Origin of the sequence: Micromonospora zhanjiangensis, assembly GCF_042650605.1 — a bacterium.
In the GTDB taxonomy this organism is placed as follows: Bacteria; Actinomycetota; Actinomycetes; order Mycobacteriales; family Micromonosporaceae; genus Micromonospora_J; species Micromonospora_J zhanjiangensis.
Genome location: NZ_JBHSBN010000029.1, coordinates 50,469 through 65,827 on the forward strand (window position 1 = coordinate 50,469; position 15,359 = coordinate 65,827).

Genomic DNA, 15,359 nt, shown 5'->3' on the forward strand with positions numbered 1-15,359 from the left:
CGGCGACTCAGAAGCCGGGCAGGCCGAGGCCGCCCATCCCGCCGGTCACCGGGCCCATCTTCTCCTCGGTCAGCTTGCGCACCGCGTCGTTGGCGTTGTGCACGGCCGCGACCACCAGGTCCTCCAGGGTCTCCACGTCGTCCGGGTCGACCGCCTTGGGGTCGATCTTGACCGACCTGACCTCGCCGGCACCGGTGATGGTGACGGTGACCAGGCCACCGCCGGCGGTGCCGGTCAGCTCGGCCTCGGCCAGTTCCGCCTGCGCGGCAGCGATCTGCTGCTGCATCTTCTGCGCCTGCTTCAACATCTGCTGCATATTGGGCTGTCCACCGGGGCGCACGGGCATCGCTCCTTCTCGCACGGGTCTGCTGCTGGCCGCCGCCCAGCCTATCGGCCGGGCGGATCCGACAACGGCCGGAGGCACGCCGACCGACGAGGGCGGGCCGATCGTCCTACGTGGCCTCGATCTCGCCGATCCGTTCGGCCCGGAACGCCTGCTCCAGCAACTGCACCGCCTGTTGCTCGCTGCTCTGCCGCGCGGTCCGCTCGTCGATCACCTCGTCCAACGGCTCGTCGCCGGGGTCGAACCCCTCGTAGCTGGCCGTACCGGCGGCGGCCACGGCACCGGGCGAGCCGGCGCCGCCGCGGGTCGGCGGGCCGTCGTACTCCGGGTCGTAGGGTGGCTCGCCGGCCCAGTCGCGGTCGGCCACGGTGGTCGCCGCCCCGCCGGAGCGTCCCTTGCCGGCCGCCGCTCCCGCCGCCGCCGCGCGGGCCGCCGCCAGGCCGCCGCCCGCGGCCCGCCGCCCGCCGGCACCGCCGCGCGGCCCGCCGCCCGCCGGTGTGGTCGCCGCCGCCCCGCCGGGCGCGGAGCCGCCCGCAGCGCCCGGTCCGCCGGTCGTGCCACCACCCACCGGTACGCCCGGCCCGCCGACCGCCCGACGGCCCACTCCCCCGGCCTCGGCGGTCCCCGGTCCGACGGCCGGCCCCGAACCGCCCGGGCCGTTGGCCGAGATCCCGGCAACCGAACCGTTCACCGCACCCGAACCGGCCGAACCGTCGACCGAAGTCAACCCACCAGCACCACCGGCCGCCGCCGGGCCACCCGGACCGCCGACCGCGCTCGAACCGCCCGCCGCCATCGAGCCGCCCGGTCCGGTGGCCGCGGCCGAACCGCTCGGGTAACCGGCCGCCGTCGAACCGCCCGGACCGGTGGCCGCGCTCGAACCGCCCGGACCACCCGCCGCCGCCGAACCGCCTGGACCGGTGGCTCCGCCCGGACCGCCGGCCGGCGTCGGGCCGCTCGGGCCAGCGCCGCCCGGCCGGGCCGGGGTCGGCCAGTCGTCGTCGCCGGTCGCCGCGGAAGGGTCCACCGCGGCGGCACCGCCGGGGCGGGCCGGCTCGGGCCAGTCGTCGTCGGCCGAGGGCTCGCCGGTCCCGGGGCCGGACCGCCGACCGCCGGCCGGTGCGGTCCGACCGTCGGCACCGCGCTCGGGTCGCCGCTCGGCGGCCGGTTCGGGTCGCCGGGGAGCCGGACCGGCCGGCTGGCGGTCGACCGGGGGCGCGCTCGGCGCGGCCGACCGGGAACCCCCGCCGGCAGCCGTCTGACGCTGGTCGCCGGCCACCTCGCAACGGACCTGCCAGCGTCCGCCGAACTCCTCGTACAAGGCGTCGGTCAGCACGTCGGCCTGCTTGGTCAGCCCTTGCGCGTGGAAGGCCGACTTCACCGTGAGCACGAGGACCTCACCGTCCACGTCCCGGACCACGGCATCGCGCATCAACGCGGCGGTGGGCTTACTTGTCCGGTTGACCACGGCGACGATCTCGCTCCAGGCGCGCCGGATCGCCGCGGCGTCCAGGCTGCCCCCGGCGGGCGGGTGGACCACCGGGTCCGGGGTGGCCGGATCGGGCATCACCGCCGCCGGGGAGACCGGCCGGCGGGCGGCCACGGGCTCGTGGCGTACCTCGTCGGTCGGCGCCGTCGCGAACCCGGACGGGCCGGACGGCGCCGGCGGGACGTCCGCGGCCGGGCCCGGGCCGCCGGCCGGTGCGACCGGCGGGGGTACGCTCCCGGCGCGCGGCGCGGGTCCGGTCGGCGGCGACGGTACGGCGGGCGCCGACGGGGGCGGAGCGGATGCCCGGCGGACCGGCTCGGCGGTCGGGGCCGGGGCGGGCGCCCGGCGGGCCGGTTCGGCCTCGACGGCCAGGTCGGCGCCGCCGCCCAGAGTGAGCCGGCGTTCCATCCGTTCCAGGCGTTGCAGCAGACCGGTGGTGGAGTCCTCGGCGCCGGGCAGCAGCATCCGGGCGCAGATCAACTCCAGCAGCAGCCGGGGCGCGGTGGTGCCGCGCATGTCGACCAGGCCGTTGTGCACGATGTCGGCGCACCGGGACAGCGTCGCCGGGCCGAGCCGCTGGGCCTGGGCGGTCATCCGCTCGATCTGGTCCGGCGGCCCGTCGATCAGGCCCTTGGTCGCGGCGTCCGGCACCTGCTGCAGCACGATCAGGTCACGCAGCCGCTCCAGCAGGTCGGAGGCGAACCGGCGCGGGTCGTGCCCGGCCTCGGCGACCCGGTCCACGGTGGCGTACGCCGCGGCGCCGTCCCCGGCGGCCAGCGCGTCGCACATCTCGTCGATCAGGGCCGAGTCGGTGACGCCGAGCAGCGCGACGGCCCGGGCGTAGCTGACCCCCTCCGGGCCGGCGCCGGCGATCAACTGATCGAGCACCGACAGCGAGTCCCGGGCGCTGCCGCCGCCGGCCCGCACCACCAGCGGGAAGACCGCCGACTCGACCTTGACCCCCTCCGCCGCGCAGAGCTGCTCCAGGTACGGCCGGAGCACCCCGGGCGGGATCAGCCGGAACGGATAGTGGTGGGTCCGCGACTTGATCGTGCCGAGCACCTTCTCGGGCTCGGTGGTGGCGAAGATGAACTTGACGTACTCCGGCGGCTCCTCGACCAACTTCAGCAGCGCGTTGAAGCCGGCCGACGAGACCATGTGCGCCTCGTCGATCACGTAGATCTTGAACCGGCTGCTGGCCGGCGCGAAGAACGCCCGCTCGCGCAGCTCCCGGGCGTCGTCGACGCCACCGTGGCTGGCCGCGTCGATCTCGATCACGTCGATGGAGCCGGCGCCGTCGTTGGTCAACGACCGGCACGACTCGCACGTCCCGCACGGCTCCGGGGTGGGACCCTGCTCACAGTTGAGCGAGCGGGCCAGGATCCGGGCGCTGGAGGTCTTGCCGCAGCCACGCGGCCCGGAGAAGAGGTACGCGTGGTTGAGCCGGCCACTGCGCAACGCCTGCGACAACGGCTCGGTGACGTGCTCCTGGCCGATCACCTCGGCGAACGTGCGTGGCCGGTACTTGCGGTAGAGCGCGAGCGCCACTCGCCCCGCCTCCTCTCGACCGGGCCATTCTGCGCCGCCGCGGCGCGCCGGGCCAACCTGCCGGGCGAGTCGGGTACGGCGCGCGGGCGGACGCTGGCGCCGGAGGCCGGTCAACACCGTCCCGGAACGCGAAGGCCCCCCGTGCACCCGTCAGAGCCCGTTTATCCTTGCTGCCTTCCGGCCCTGGGGAGGTTCACGAGATGCACGCCGCACGGGGGGGTACCGCCGAGTCTACCCGGCCGGCTAGTCGATCTCCACGGGTGGTGGGGTGAAGGCCGGCCGACGGACCTGTACTCTGTCCGACGGAGGATTCGCCTAGAGGCCTAGGGCGCACGCTTGGAAAGCGTGTTGGGTTCACACCCTCACGAGTTCGAATCTCGTATCCTCCGCTCGCGTGAGCAGCACGAACGCGAGGGCCGGCCCACCAGGACCGGCTCTCGCGTCGTCCCGGCCCGGGGAGCCGTCGCTGTTGTCGTCTCGTTGCACGGCACCCCATCCGGCGCTGGGGCGGGTCAGGCTCAACCTGCCGCCTCAGCCGGACGCAACTCCCAGCGCAAAGGCGATAGCTAGATAAGCGATCATCGCGCGAACTAGAACAAAGATTCTGACGCGCCAACTTCCTCTACCGACGGCACCTTTCGCCATGCGGCATGACCGCCACCTTTACCTGGCACCCGCTCGATCTGATTCGCTTGGGCGAGTCGGTAAAAAATGCGCTTCACCTCGTTTTCAGAACCGATTCCGGTCAGCTCCCGAACCTTGCGGTTCGTCACTTCCGGATTCTCGTCAAGATACTCCATGATGATCTCTTCCGGCGACCCCAGGCGTTGATGCTTGATATCAACAATCACTGAGTTATCGGCCTGACGGATTACCGGAAAGGCGAGCTTGAGTTGCTTCATGGCAGCGAAAGCGGTATTCAGCCCCTCACCCACATCCTTGTTCGGTGGATTCGGGAACTTATTAATCAACCGTACGATGTTCCCATTCCGAGAGAACCGCTCGTTGAGAATATTCTCAGGCGTTATATGGGCGGGCAGACGTCCCGGGCTTTCCACTTCCACCCGGTTGTCGAAGATGCGGACGTGCACATCATCGGCGATACCATAGTCCCTATGAAGCACGGCATTCGTAATGATCTCGTGAAGAGTAACCTGCGGATAACGAATTGCCTCAAGGCCCTCATCTCCGAGCACTCGGATCTGCTCGATGAGGCGGGCGGTTTCATTGACAGCAGCCCCGATTTGCTCGTAGAGGCAGCCCTCAATGGTGACCGGGTCGAATGCGAGAGTGTCGCGACTACCTTCCGAGCTGGAGGTCTTGTACCGATAGATCTTGATTGCCGACCTCTTGGGAAGGGCCGCTTGGGGCTCGTCCGAAAATAGCAGCACGGCTGCAACGGTCGGCTTTTCGTTCACGACAAGGAGCTGTTTCTTCAGCCAGGGCAGCGGCTCGGCAATCGGCACGACTTCCAGCATAAAGCCGATAACGACGTCGGAATTTGCAACCATGTCAAGGGGCACCGGAACCGTATTCGTCTCAAAGGAGGTTATTCCCTTGTTGCGATGAAGCCGATCCAATTCCTCCGGCGTTTTTACCGGCAAGTTCTGCGCGCCGCGCCGGACGTACACGCCACCGTCCGAAGCCTTTTTAACGTCAACAGTCTTTTGTACAGCGACGTGCAGGACCAGACCGCGAGAAGAAGTCGGCGGTCGCATAAACTCGTACTTGAAGTCCTGCCCTAACGGGAAAAGTTGCTCAAAAATCTGAATATGACCGTTAGCAGCTTCCGGCGAGGCAAAGCCTTGCCAGGTCTTTACACCCTTCACCTTGTCTTCGGCGATCCCGATGTACACGTCTCCGCCATCAGCATTAGCGAAAGATGCAATCGTTTTCGTGAGCTTCGCCGGCGCGATGTCAATTGCCTTGACATCAATAAAATGCCCTTCCTCCAGGATTTCGGCTTTTCTGACATCCGCTTGCGATACCTGGAGCACGTCTACCGCCATGGGCGGAGTATGCCACGAACATAGCCGGGCGCCGCCTAGTCGACCCATATGCCAGAAATATGCGTGTCGCGATTGTAAGAGAGTTATCGTGCGATTCTTGACGTTAATCATGCTCATCCTTACGGCGACGACGGCATGGCAGGAGATCCCGTCTCAGCTCTCGTCTCCTCCGCCCCCGTTCGCCACCGTCCTCTTACTTCCGCAGCGCCCAGCGCGACCCGGACAAGTACCTGTACGGGCACGCCGGAAGACGGACCACAGACTTGGAAAGCGTGTTGGGTTCACACCCTCACGAGTTCGAATCTCGTATCCTCCGCTCGCTTCATTGCACGAACGACAGGGCGGGCCCCAGGGGACCGGCCCTGACTCGTCGCCACGTCGCCCTCGTCTCAGTCGTCATTCCACTCGCCCCGTTCCCGGATGGTCGGCGGCGTTGCGGCGGCCACTCGACGGGTCGCCCTGAAGCAAGCACGGCCGGCGGGCGGGCTGCCCGACGTCGGGCAGCCGGCCGTCCGGCACTCCGGTGAACTGTCCATCCCGCCAATTGGACACGAGCCGGGGGTTTGGGTGCGTTTGTTGTCGCTGGAGCGACAACAAACGCACCCAAACTCATGAGTCGCCGTGCTCGCCGTACGCAACCCGCTCGGGTCTCAGTCGACGGGGATGCGATACACCAGTTCGTATCGGTCGCCCGGCAGCACGATGTCGGCCGTCTCCACGGGTACGCCAGCCGCGTAGTACGTCCGCTCGATCAGGTGCACGAATGTCAGCCGAGGCGGCAGGGCCAGCGCCTCCGCCTCGTCCGGCAGTGCCGCGCGCAAGCTGATGCGCTCCTCGAACTCGTCGATGCGCACGCCGATCAGGTCCATCCTCGCCACCACGCCAACCGCGGCCCCGTCCTCCGGCCGCTCCACCTCGGTGCCCTGAGTGATGCTCAGCGGCTCATACGAGGTGGACAACTGGATGGGCTCGCCGTCGGCGAGGAAGCGGTAGTCCGTCCGCATCACCCTGCCGCCCGGTTCGATGGCCAGCCGGGCGGCGATCCGCTCATCAGCCGGCTCCTGCCGGCTGTCGTGCTCCCATGTGCCGTGATGCCCGGCGCGTGCCGCGTCCCGGGCGAACGGGGACGTGGGCGCAGAGCCACGGATGCCTCGACCATGGGCCAGACGCACGAGGCGGCGGACCTGGCGGACGTAGACGCCGGATCCGGCCCGGCCGTCGACCAGGCCCTCGCCCTTGAGCACGCTGATCGCCCATTTGGCAACTGTGCGGCTCACTTCGTAGCGACGCATCAGGTGGGTCTCGCTCGGCAATTTGGCGCCGGGTGGGAGTGCGCCGGACATGATCTCGGCGCGAAGGTCGGCGGCGATCGCAAGATAGGCAGGCGTTTTGGGCACGTGGTACCTCCGGTCAGCCTGCCCAGTCGATCACAGACGACCTGGTGTGCCAAGTTGCGTCTCCTCCCTTGCGAGCACAAAGCTGGTGTACTAGGTTCTAGATTGCTCCGTTACCGTGCGACTCCGGTCAGCAACCACGCCGCCGGTGACGGGGCCCCAGCCGTGGCTCGCACGACCCTCTGCCAGCGAAAGGGGAAGGCCGAGCGATGCCGCACCCAGGGCGCGGCGGCCCCCACCGCCGCGCCCCCGGACCGGCCCGGCGGCGCGGTCTCTCGACCCGAGGGAGCAGGCAACGCGCCGCCGGGCCCCCACTCAGGAGGACCCACAGATGCGCATCAGACAAGTCCGAACCCTGTGGCGACGCTGGCGGCACGAACGCAGGGAACGCATCGCCGACCAGGTATGGCAGGCCGGGCTGACCCGCGAAGAAGAGCGGATCCGCCAGCAGGTCGTCGCCGCCCTGGAAGAACACGAGCGGACCCGCCGCTGCCGGGACGCGTCATGACCACGACAGCCGAACCGGTATCCACCCACGACCTCGCCACCGCCGCGAACACCACCGTCGACCAACACTGGCAACGACCCGGCACCACCTGGAAACCGGCCTGCGCCGACTGCACCCACGACGGATGCCCACGACTGGAGTCAGCCCACCAATTCCTGGACCGACTCACCGCCCGGGCGTTGTCGTCGTGAGCGATCCGTCGACCGTGCACGCCCAACTCGTCACCGCGGCCAAGAAAATGATCATAGACCACTGGCCCGGACCCGACGGCTGCCCGATCTGCAAGGTCCACAACTGCGAGGCCAGAACAACCGCCTACCGCTACCTCGACGAACACGCCGGCCCCGCACCCGCACCGATCATCCCGCCGGACCCACGATGACACCCGACCAACTACGATGCGGCCGGATCCTCTACTGGGTTGTGCTGGCGCTCCTAGCCGTACTGGTCGTGGTCGGCACCATGACGGACAAACGTGGCGCTGCGGCAGCCGGCGGGTGCGCGCACGAAGCGCTCTCAGCCGCCCGATCGGGGCCGTCTTCCCGTCCTCGGCCTGGATCTGAGCCGACGACTGAGAGCGCGGCGCGGATCAGGTGCGGACGTACCGCTGAGGACGGGTGGTCACCATGACGCTGTGCTCGTACGCCCGGCCGTTCGGGTCGAGGATGGTCCGGGACAGGACCAGCACGGCAGCGCCCGGATCGAGGCGAAGGTGGCCGAGCTCCTCGGCGTCAGCGGTCCGGGCCATCAGTTCCTCTCGGGCTTCCTGAGCTCGAAAGCCCAGTTCGGCGAGGAGACCAACCGCTCCACCCCGGATCTTCGCCGTCCCGGCGAGCGGGGTATCGGCCGCGATGTCGACCGGGTAGTACGAGGTTGCCAACTCGACGGGTCGGTCGTCGGCCAGGATCAGGCGCCGGCGGCGGATGACAGGCTCTCCGGCTGCGAGCTGGAGTGCGTCGGCGACATCGGCAGGCGCCGGGACGGTGGCCACGTCGAGAAGTTGTTGCGTGCCACGTTGCCCGGTCGAGGCGGCCTCAGCGGCCCAGGCGTCCCCCTGACCGGGTGTGAGATACCGGTCCGAGCTACTCGCCCATCTCGCGGTTGTCATGTGTCTACTCACAACCTCCGGCCCTGGCTGTCGCGGGCGATGATGCCGTCCAGTCGTACTCCCGGGGCCAGCTCCTCCGGGTCGAACCAGAAGATGAGCACCTGCGGGTCCGCGCTCCACCGGGCCACCCGGGCATCGACCCGCCGCTCCCCGGCGGTGGCGGTGATCCGTTTTGCCGGCCCGACGAAGTAGCCGAAGATCGGCAGCGGCGGGCCGTCCCGCTGTCCGGTCCGTTCGTTGCCGATGGCGTGGAAGCCGGGCCGGCGGTCGCTGCCCTCGACGTCGTTGGCCAGGAAGTCGCTGACCAGCCCTCCGTCGGCGGTACGCCGGCCCGCGACCAGCCCGATCCGCACGTCGGGCAGGTCGGGCAGGTGGACCGGCACGAAGTAGAAGACCCGCTCCTCGCCGGCCCGCCGGAGCCCGCTGGTCACCACCTCGCCGACCGGTTGCCGGCCCGTCTCGTCCCGGTTCTTGTCCGTCGTCTCGGTGACGGTGGGGGTGGCGGCCGGAGCGCCGCTGGTCGGCGCGGCGGGGCTGACCGTCGGACCGGCGACCGGAGCCGGTGCCGGCCGGAACTGCCGTACGCCGACCGCGATGCCGACAACGACCAGCACCACCGACAGCGCCACGGCGCCCGTACCGGCGAGCCGGCGGCGACGACGCAGCCGGCCGCCCTCGTGCATGATCGCGTCCAGGTCGAGGCCCGGCCGGTCGGTGTGTTCGGTCGCCCGCATGGCCTGCCGGAGCTGGTCCGCCGCGTTCACCGGCGCGTCCCGTTGGTCTCCAGCGCATCCGCGTCGGCCGTGCGCAACTTCTCCAGGGCTCGCGAACTGGTGCTCTTGACCGTTCCGACGGACACGTCGAGTTCCCGGGCCACCTGCGCCTCCGACAGGTCGAAGTAATAGCGCAACACGACGATGGCCCGCTCCCGAGGGCTGAGCGTGCCGAGGATGGCGAGCAGCCAACGCCGGGTGGCGACCACGTCGGCGACGTCGCCGGACCGTTGCTCCGGCAGGTCCTCGCTGGGGTACTCGCGGATCGGTCGCCGCCACCCGTCGACCAGGTGGTTGACCAGCACCGTGCGGGCGTACCCGTAGGCGTCGGCGCCGCGGATCCGGGACCACGCCGCGTAGGTGCGGACCAGCGCGGTCTGCGCCGCGTCCTCGGCGCGGTGGTGGTCGCCGGTCATCAGGAACGCCGCGTGCACCAGCCGCCCCGACGCCGCCCGGGCGAACTCGACGAACTCCGTGTCACCTCGGGCCATGCCCACTCGTCTCGCATTCCACGTCGGACAGGACGGGCGGGCGGGGCGAAAGGTTGAGCCCACCCGGAGCCAACTTCACATCCGGGCCGCTCGTCCTTCCTGCCGGGTGGCACCGATCCGCGGTGCCCGGCAAGGAGGTTTCCGTGGCGGTCGGACTCACGATCCGTACGGTATCGATATTCGCGCTGGTCGCGCTGCTGGCCGGCTGCGCGGCCCCGACGTCCGCCGGCCCGGCGGCGCCGACCACGGCTCCTCCGGCGGTCCCGGTCGCCGCAGGCCACCGGACGCCGTCGCCGTCCGCGACGGCGGCGCCACCGCCGCCGGTCAGCTACCCCGCGACGGGCGGCAACCGCTGGCACACCGCCGCCGCCGAACCAGCCCACCCCGGGGGTACGGGTCGGCTGTTGCGGTATCGCGTGACGGTGGAACAGGACATCCAGGGCCTGGCCGTGACCGCCTTCGCCGCCGAGGTCACCCGGACGTTGACCGACCCGGGTGGCTGGACCGCGCCCGGGACGTTGCGGCTGCGCCGCGTCGGTCCCGGCCAGCCGGTCGACTTCACCGTCTACCTGGCCACCCCCGGCACCCGGGACCGGCTGTGCGGGGACGTCCGGGACGGCTACACCTCCTGCCGCAACGGCGACCAGGTGGTGCTGAACGTGGCGCGCTGGATGAAGGGCGTGCCGAGCTACGGCGCCGACCTGGCCGGCTACCGGCGTTACATGGTCAACCACGAGGTCGGGCACCGGCTCGGGCACGGCCACGAACTGTGCCCGGGCCGGGGACGACCCGCCCCGGTGATGCAGCAGCAGACGCTCGGCCTGCACGGCTGTACGGTCAACCCCCTGCCGTACCTGAACGGCCGCCGCTACGCGGGCCGGTCCGGCGCGTACGACGATCCGATCCCGGCCCCGGAACGCGGCTGGTCGGGCTGAACCGCTCCTGCCGGCACGACCGAGCCCGCGCGGTCTTCCGACGAGCTCGGAGCCGGGCGGCCATCTCGTCGAGCTAAGGGGGTGGCACGGTGGCTGTGCACACCTGTGGATGCGACCGGGAGCCAGCCGGCCGATCGGTCACAGGAATGACGGGCCTGTTGACAAGGGTGCCCTCCGCTAGGCTGTCCATCATGGATCCGTCGCCGCCCGATGAGCCTGCGATCATCCCCTCCACGCCACCCGAGCAGCCCTCCACCCTGCGTGAGCGGCTCGACACCGCGCGGCGACTCGCGGCCGGAGCCGGGCTGCGGGCCACCGAGGCCGGTCGACGGGCCGCCGACATCGGCAAGGTGGGCCTGTCCCGCGCCGAGGAACAGGTCCGCCGCAAGCTCGACGAGCGCGCGGCACATCGGGACCAGTCGGTGCAGCCGACCCCGCCCACAACGCCGGTTCGACCCACCCCGCTGCTCGCCCAGCCGACCTACCCGGCTCAGCAGACTCCGTCGCCCGCGCCGCCGATCCAGCCGGACCCACCGGTGCAGCAGTGGGTCGTGCCGCCTCCTCCGGCCCCGCTGCCGACCACCCGCCCGGCGGCCTACGGCGAGATCGCGCCATTCCGGCCGGCTCAGCCGCCGGCGCCGCACCATTCCCCGGCGCCCGCACCGCAGATCCTGACGCCGGTGCCCGTGCCGGCTCCGGTGCCGGCGGCACCGGTCACCACGCCCCCAGCGCGGCGTCCAAGGATGGTCAACGGTGCCGTCATCGCCGCGCTGATCGTCGCGGTGGTCTTTCCGCCCGCCGGACTCGGCCTGGCCAAGAGCGCCCGGCGGGAGTGCCGGGAGGAGGGTCGCCCCGGCGCCGGGCTGGCCCTGCTCGCCCATGTCGTCGCGGCGCTCGGGACCTGCCTGCTCGTGCTGGTGGTCCTCACCCTGTTCAGCGCGTTCACCTACGGGGTGGTCCAGGTGGGCAACGGTCTGAGCAGTATCGGCACCCTCTTCGAGTGGATCGGCCGGCTCTTCGGCTGAGGCCCGGTGCTCCGAAACGCCCGGTCGATCCGTGCGGATCGGCCGGGCGTTTTGGCACTTCGTGAGCGGTGGCGGAGGGATTTGAACCCTCGGAGGGCGTAAACCCTCACACGCTTTCGAGGCGTGCTCCTTAGGCCGCTCGGACACGCCACCGCCGAGAAGGGTACCCGACGGCGCCGGGCGACGTCGCGCGGGTCTCACCCGGGCCGGGCTGGCGACGTCCCACCCGTACCGACCTGGCAGGATCCCTCACCATGAGTACGCACATCGGCGCTGAGCCGGGACAGATCGCCGAGCGGGTCCTGATGCCGGGCGACCCGCTGCGGGCCAAGTGGATCGCGGAGACCTACCTCGAGGACGCCACCTGCTACTCGACGGTGCGCGGCATGTACGGGTTCACCGGCCGGTGGTCCGGGGTCGAGGTGTCGGTGCAGGGCTCCGGCATGGGCATGCCGTCGGCCTCCATCTACGCCCACGAACTGATCAACGAGTACGGCGCGAAGAGCCTGATCCGGGTCGGCTCCTGCGGGGCACTGAGCGATGATCTCAAGCTGCGCGACGTGATCGCGGCCAGCGGGTCGTCCACCGACTCGAACATGAACCGGTTCCGGTTCGACGGTCTGATCGACTACGCGCCGGTGGCCGACTTCGGCCTGCTGCGTACCTCGGTCGAGGTGGCCGAGCGCCGGCAGATCGCGATGCGGGTGGGGCCGATCCTGGCGGCCGACGCCTTCTACACCGACCGGCCCGACCTCTACGACCGGCTCGCCGACTACGGCGTGCTGGCGGTGGAGATGGAGTCGGCGGCGCTCTACACGATCGCGGCCCGGTTCAAGGCGCGGGCGCTGACTTTGTTGACGGTCAGCGACCACATCAAGACCGGCGAGAAGACCACCGCGCAGGAGCGCGAGCAGACCTTCGGCCAGATGGTCGAGGTCGCCCTGGACACCATCATCGCCTGATCGCGACCGTCGGACGCGGTGGTCGGCAACACCACCGACCACCGCCCCGCCGTCTCGGTCAGCGGAAGAAGCTGCGCAGCACCGTCGCGCACTCCTCCTCCAGCACCCCGGCGTACACCTCGGGGCGGTGGTTGAGCCGGCGGTCGCGGACCACGTCCCACAGTGACCCGACGGCGCCGGTCTTGGGTTCCCAGGCGCCGAACACCAGCGTCGAGACCCGGGCCAGCACCAGCGCGCCCGCGCACATGGTGCACGGCTCCAGGGTTACCACCAGGGTGCAGCCGGCCAGCCGCCACTCGCCCACCACCGCCGCGGCTCGGCGCAGCGCCAGGATCTCGGCGTGCGCGGTCGGATCACCGGCCCTTTCCCGCTCGTTGCGTCCGCTGCCCAGTTCGCTGCCGTCCGGACCGTAGACCACCGCGCCGACCGGTACGTCCTCCACCCGGTCGACCGGGCCGGGTGGCAACTCGGCCGTCGCCACGATTAGCGCCCGGCGCATCCACGACTCGTGCCGGAATCGCCGGTCCGCGCCGGTCACGCCTCGCGCAACTCCTCGACCTCGTCGCCGCAGCCGAGCACCCGGCAGATCTCGGCGGTCACGTCGGCCGGCAGGTTGCCCTCGTGGGCGCAGAGCGTGAGCAGCCGCTGCGTGGGGATGCCCAGGTCGGCCAGGATGTCGGCCTCGCCGACCGGGTCCGCGTCCGGGTCGGCCGCCGGCTCGTCGGCGCTCTCGTCCTCGTCGTCGCCGGCGGCCGCACGCACCTTCGGCTCGACCACGTCGTCGATGTCCAGCGCCGGTGCCTTCAGGTCGCCGACCAGCAGCGACCCGAGCCGGGATTCCTCGGCGAAGGCCGAATCCGAGCCGAAGACCCGCAGGTCGTCGCCCTCGTCGAGGCGGAGGATCGCCAGGTAGGCGTCGTCCGACTCGACGAACAGCAGCGACACCCCGGCGTCCGGATCGACGTCTCGGAGCCGGTCGGCGACCTCGTCGAGGTCTGCGGCACCGCCGAGGTCGACCTCGGCGGTCGACCAGCCGTCCTCGCCCCGCACCACGGCTGCCGCGAAGTACGACACGATCCCCCCAATTGCCCGCGGCCACCGCCGCACATTCACCAGATTGTCGTCACGCGTGACGGTAGCCGGTCCGACCTGCGGGTGAGCGCGCAACGCCCCGAACGAGGAAAGGAATCGAACCTTACCGACCGGTTCAGTTGGCCAGTCGTCGCCGGTCCGCGATCCGGTCGCGCAACCGGTGGTCGCGGGCCCACCGCGGATACTCGCGGCCCCGGAACGCCTTGGCACCGGCGAGTTCCGCGAGAAGTTGCAGACGGCGGCGGCTGCGATCGGGATCGGGCCGCTGCACAGTGGCGTTCATGGGGTCGAGCGTGCCGAGTCGTACCGGGTTCGTCAAGACCCGGTGGACGGCGCCGGAGCCGGTACCGGTTGCCGGTCCCGCCGCGCGCCGGTCCGGCTCACCACAACGGCCAGTCGCCGGTGTCCGCCCAGCGGATGGCCACCAGCACGGTGGCTATGCTCACCGCCGCCGAGGTGACGATCGCGATGCCCGCCGCCACCCCTCGGTCGCCGAACCGGGTCAGCCCCAGCACGGCCAGCCACGCGGCCGCGCCGGCGATCAACGTCCACCAGGCGTAGCCGACCAGGTCCCGGCCGAGCAGCCCGAAGAGGAGCGCCCAGAGCGCCGCGCCGAGGGCGCCGGCGGCGAGCGCGGACCGGCGTACCGGATGGGGTTCCCGGTAGGTCGGCCGGGTCGGTGCCGGCGGGACCGGCGGACCGGCCGGGAACAGGCCCGAGGGGGCCCGGGCCGGCGCCGGCCAGGCCGGCGACACCGGCATCCCCGGTGGCGGGCGGAAGGCCGGCGGCTGCGTCATGGTCCTCGCTCCGTCCCTGCTCGCGGCGGTGTCCCCGCCCGCAGCTTACCTCCGGGCGTCGGCCCGCCGGCGGGACGAGCCGGGGCGGCGGCCGCACGCCGCGACGGCCGTCCGCGCGGGTCTGCCAGGATGGGCCGCATGCATCGGCACGGTACGGGCGGCCCGGCGGCGGCACGACGGCTGGCCGGGGCGGCGGCCGCGCTGGTGACGGCGGCGCTCGTCGCGGGCTGCGGCACCGCGCCGTCCGGCGGCGGCGGTGGTTCGGCACCGGCGCCGTCCGGCACGACGGCCGCGCCGACCGGGTCCGCCACCGCGCCGACCGGCGCCCCGACCGGGTCCGCCGACACGTCACCACCGGGCACGACCCACGGGTACGCCTTCCCGGTGCGCTCCGCGGACGCCGACTACCACCCGACCCACGCCGGCTATCCGGGTACGGACATCTTCGCCGCCTGCGGCTCGCCCGTGGTGGCGGTCACCGACGGCACGGTGCTGGAGGTCAGCCTGGTCGACAGGTTCGACGAGCGGGGCCCGAAGGGGCCGTTCAACGGCGGCCGGTCGGTGTCGTTGCTCGGCGACGACGGAGTGCGTTACTACGGTTCGCACCTGAGCGTGGTGACCACCGGAGTGACCGCGGGGACCCGGGTACGCGCCGGTCAGCAGGTGGGCCAGGTCGGCCGGACCGGCAACGCCAGCAACGTATGCCACCTGCACTTCGGCATCTCCCCGCCGTGCGGCCGGACCGGTGACTGGTGGATCCGTCGCGGCGTGGTCTGGCCCGCGCCGTACCTGGACGCGTGGCGGCGCAAGGCGACGAAGTCCCCGGCGGTCGAGGTGGCCGCCTGGGAACGCGGACACGGCTGCCCGAAGGCCCCGCCGGCCTAG

The 15,359-nt window shown here is 71.3% G+C and carries 18 protein-coding genes, 2 tRNA genes and 1 other RNA gene; 8 read left to right on the forward strand and 13 right to left on the reverse strand.

What is annotated here, in order from left to right; genetic code table 11:
- Positions 1-7: 7 nt before the first annotated feature.
- The 3 genes from ACFOX0_RS28460 to ffs all read right to left on the reverse strand — a co-directional run bounded on the left by ACFOX0_RS28460 (position 8) and on the right by ffs (position 3,602).
- Positions 8-316 carry a YbaB/EbfC family nucleoid-associated protein gene (locus ACFOX0_RS28460; protein WP_377551788.1) on the reverse strand — a complete coding sequence of 103 codons (309 nt, stop codon included), beginning with the start codon at positions 314-316 and terminating at the stop codon, positions 8-10.
- A 136-nt stretch (positions 317-452) separates the two neighbouring features.
- Positions 453-3,380, reverse strand: a complete 2,928-nt coding sequence (locus tag ACFOX0_RS28465) for a DNA polymerase III subunit gamma and tau (RefSeq protein ID WP_377551790.1) — start codon at positions 3,378-3,380, stop codon at positions 453-455.
- A 129-nt stretch (positions 3,381-3,509) separates the two neighbouring features.
- An RNA gene (gene ffs / locus ACFOX0_RS28470) (signal recognition particle sRNA small type) lies at positions 3,510-3,602 on the reverse strand.
- An 82-nt stretch (positions 3,603-3,684) separates the two neighbouring features.
- Here ffs and ACFOX0_RS28475 point away from each other — a divergent pair.
- Positions 3,685-3,769 (forward strand) — tRNA-Ser (locus ACFOX0_RS28475).
- 201 nt (positions 3,770-3,970) lie between these two features.
- On the opposite strand, the gene ACFOX0_RS28480 is transcribed toward ACFOX0_RS28475, so the two are convergent.
- Together ACFOX0_RS28480 and ACFOX0_RS28485 are read right to left on the reverse strand one after the other, a co-directional pair.
- Complete coding sequence (locus ACFOX0_RS28480) at positions 3,971-5,389, reverse strand: ATP-binding protein (protein ID WP_377551792.1); 1,419 nt, start codon at positions 5,387-5,389, stop codon at positions 3,971-3,973.
- A gap of 650 nt (positions 5,390-6,039) precedes the next feature.
- Positions 6,040-6,786: a GntR family transcriptional regulator gene (locus ACFOX0_RS28485; protein ID WP_377551795.1), complete on the reverse strand. Its 747-nt coding sequence runs from the start codon at positions 6,784-6,786 to the stop codon at positions 6,040-6,042.
- A gap of 328 nt (positions 6,787-7,114) precedes the next feature.
- Between ACFOX0_RS28485 and ACFOX0_RS28490 the strand changes: the two genes are divergently transcribed.
- The 3 genes from ACFOX0_RS28490 to ACFOX0_RS28500 are packed head-to-tail and all read left to right on the forward strand — an operon-like array spanning position 7,115 to position 7,673.
- Positions 7,115-7,291 (forward strand): hypothetical protein, encoded by a 177-nt coding sequence (locus ACFOX0_RS28490; protein ID WP_377551798.1) that lies wholly within the window; start codon positions 7,115-7,117, stop codon positions 7,289-7,291.
- Entirely contained in the window at positions 7,288-7,482 is a 195-nt protein-coding gene (locus tag ACFOX0_RS28495; protein WP_377551800.1) for a hypothetical protein, read from the forward strand. The genes ACFOX0_RS28490 and ACFOX0_RS28495 overlap by 4 nt, the downstream gene beginning before the upstream one ends.
- On the forward strand, positions 7,479-7,673 hold the full coding sequence (locus ACFOX0_RS28500) for a hypothetical protein (RefSeq protein WP_377551802.1): 195 nt from the start codon (positions 7,479-7,481) through the stop codon (positions 7,671-7,673). The genes ACFOX0_RS28495 and ACFOX0_RS28500 overlap by 4 nt, the downstream gene beginning before the upstream one ends.
- Before the next feature lie 207 nt (positions 7,674-7,880).
- Here the strand turns inward: ACFOX0_RS28500 and ACFOX0_RS28505 are convergent, their stop codons facing one another.
- The 3 genes from ACFOX0_RS28505 to ACFOX0_RS28515 are packed head-to-tail and all read right to left on the reverse strand — an operon-like array spanning position 7,881 to position 9,663.
- A complete protein-coding gene (locus ACFOX0_RS28505; RefSeq protein WP_377551805.1) occupies positions 7,881-8,399 on the reverse strand; it encodes a GntR family transcriptional regulator in 519 nt (172 codons plus the stop codon).
- Positions 8,400-8,407: 8 nt separating this feature from the next.
- Complete coding sequence (locus ACFOX0_RS28510) at positions 8,408-9,163, reverse strand: hypothetical protein (RefSeq protein WP_377551807.1); 756 nt, start codon at positions 9,161-9,163, stop codon at positions 8,408-8,410.
- On the reverse strand, positions 9,160-9,663 hold the full coding sequence (locus ACFOX0_RS28515) for a SigE family RNA polymerase sigma factor (protein WP_377551810.1): 504 nt from the start codon (positions 9,661-9,663) through the stop codon (positions 9,160-9,162). Before ACFOX0_RS28515 ends, ACFOX0_RS28510 begins: the two co-directional genes overlap by 4 nt.
- 143 nt (positions 9,664-9,806) lie before the next feature.
- On the opposite strand from ACFOX0_RS28515, the gene ACFOX0_RS28520 reads away from it, so the two are divergent.
- Positions 9,807-10,598: a DUF3152 domain-containing protein gene (locus ACFOX0_RS28520; protein ID WP_377551812.1), complete on the forward strand. Its 792-nt coding sequence runs from the start codon at positions 9,807-9,809 to the stop codon at positions 10,596-10,598.
- 191 nt (positions 10,599-10,789) lie between these two features.
- Positions 10,790-11,623 (forward strand): hypothetical protein, encoded by an 834-nt coding sequence (locus ACFOX0_RS28525; protein ID WP_377551814.1) that lies wholly within the window; start codon positions 10,790-10,792, stop codon positions 11,621-11,623.
- Between the two features lie 66 nt (positions 11,624-11,689).
- On the opposite strand, the gene ACFOX0_RS28530 is transcribed toward ACFOX0_RS28525, so the two are convergent.
- Positions 11,690-11,776: transfer RNA gene (locus ACFOX0_RS28530), tRNA-Ser, on the reverse strand.
- Between the two features lie 101 nt (positions 11,777-11,877).
- Here ACFOX0_RS28530 and deoD point away from each other — a divergent pair.
- Positions 11,878-12,585, forward strand: a complete 708-nt coding sequence (gene deoD, locus ACFOX0_RS28535; protein WP_377551816.1) for a purine-nucleoside phosphorylase — start codon at positions 11,878-11,880, stop codon at positions 12,583-12,585.
- 58 nt (positions 12,586-12,643) lie between these two features.
- Here deoD and ACFOX0_RS28540 read toward each other — a convergent pair whose 3' ends face one another.
- The 4 genes from ACFOX0_RS28540 to ACFOX0_RS28555 form a co-directional block, all read right to left on the reverse strand.
- Positions 12,644-13,084: a nucleoside deaminase gene (locus tag ACFOX0_RS28540; protein ID WP_377551846.1), complete on the reverse strand. Its 441-nt coding sequence runs from the start codon at positions 13,082-13,084 to the stop codon at positions 12,644-12,646.
- Between the two features lie 35 nt (positions 13,085-13,119).
- Positions 13,120-13,659, reverse strand: coding sequence for a tRNA adenosine deaminase-associated protein (locus ACFOX0_RS28545; RefSeq protein ID WP_377551818.1), 540 nt, complete (start codon positions 13,657-13,659; stop codon positions 13,120-13,122).
- 133 nt (positions 13,660-13,792) lie between these two features.
- Positions 13,793-13,960, reverse strand: coding sequence for a hypothetical protein (locus ACFOX0_RS28550; RefSeq protein ID WP_377551820.1), 168 nt, complete (start codon positions 13,958-13,960; stop codon positions 13,793-13,795).
- Between the two features lie 97 nt (positions 13,961-14,057).
- A complete protein-coding gene (locus ACFOX0_RS28555) occupies positions 14,058-14,438 on the reverse strand; it encodes a hypothetical protein (RefSeq protein ID WP_377551848.1) in 381 nt (126 codons plus the stop codon).
- Positions 14,439-14,612: 174 nt separating this feature from the next.
- Between ACFOX0_RS28555 and ACFOX0_RS28560 the strand changes: the two genes are divergently transcribed.
- Complete coding sequence (locus ACFOX0_RS28560; protein ID WP_377551822.1) at positions 14,613-15,359, forward strand: M23 family metallopeptidase; 747 nt, start codon at positions 14,613-14,615, stop codon at positions 15,357-15,359.

Coding starts and splice junctions, on each gene's coding strand:
- ACFOX0_RS28460 (WP_377551788.1), bottom strand. CDS start 316: ATGCAGCAGATGTTGAAGCAGGCGCAGAAGATGCAGCAGCAGATCGCT.
- ACFOX0_RS28480 (WP_377551792.1), bottom strand. CDS start 5,389: ATGGCGGTAGACGTGCTCCAGGTATCGCAAGCGGATGTCAGAAAAGCC.
- ACFOX0_RS28490 (WP_377551798.1), top strand. CDS start 7,115: ATGCGCATCAGACAAGTCCGAACCCTGTGGCGACGCTGGCGGCACGAA.
- ACFOX0_RS28495 (WP_377551800.1), top strand. CDS start 7,288: ATGACCACGACAGCCGAACCGGTATCCACCCACGACCTCGCCACCGCC.
- ACFOX0_RS28505 (WP_377551805.1), bottom strand. CDS start 8,399: ATGACAACCGCGAGATGGGCGAGTAGCTCGGACCGGTATCTCACACCC.
- ACFOX0_RS28515 (WP_377551810.1), bottom strand. CDS start 9,663: ATGGCCCGAGGTGACACGGAGTTCGTCGAGTTCGCCCGGGCGGCGTCG.
- ACFOX0_RS28525 (WP_377551814.1), top strand. CDS start 10,790: ATGGATCCGTCGCCGCCCGATGAGCCTGCGATCATCCCCTCCACGCCA.
- deoD (WP_377551816.1), top strand. CDS start 11,878: ATGAGTACGCACATCGGCGCTGAGCCGGGACAGATCGCCGAGCGGGTC.
- ACFOX0_RS28540 (WP_377551846.1), bottom strand. CDS start 13,084: ATGCGCCGGGCGCTAATCGTGGCGACGGCCGAGTTGCCACCCGGCCCG.
- ACFOX0_RS28550 (WP_377551820.1), bottom strand. CDS start 13,960: ATGAACGCCACTGTGCAGCGGCCCGATCCCGATCGCAGCCGCCGCCGT.
- ACFOX0_RS28555 (WP_377551848.1), bottom strand. CDS start 14,438: ATGCCGGTGTCGCCGGCCTGGCCGGCGCCGGCCCGGGCCCCCTCGGGC.
- ACFOX0_RS28560 (WP_377551822.1), top strand. CDS start 14,613: ATGCATCGGCACGGTACGGGCGGCCCGGCGGCGGCACGACGGCTGGCC.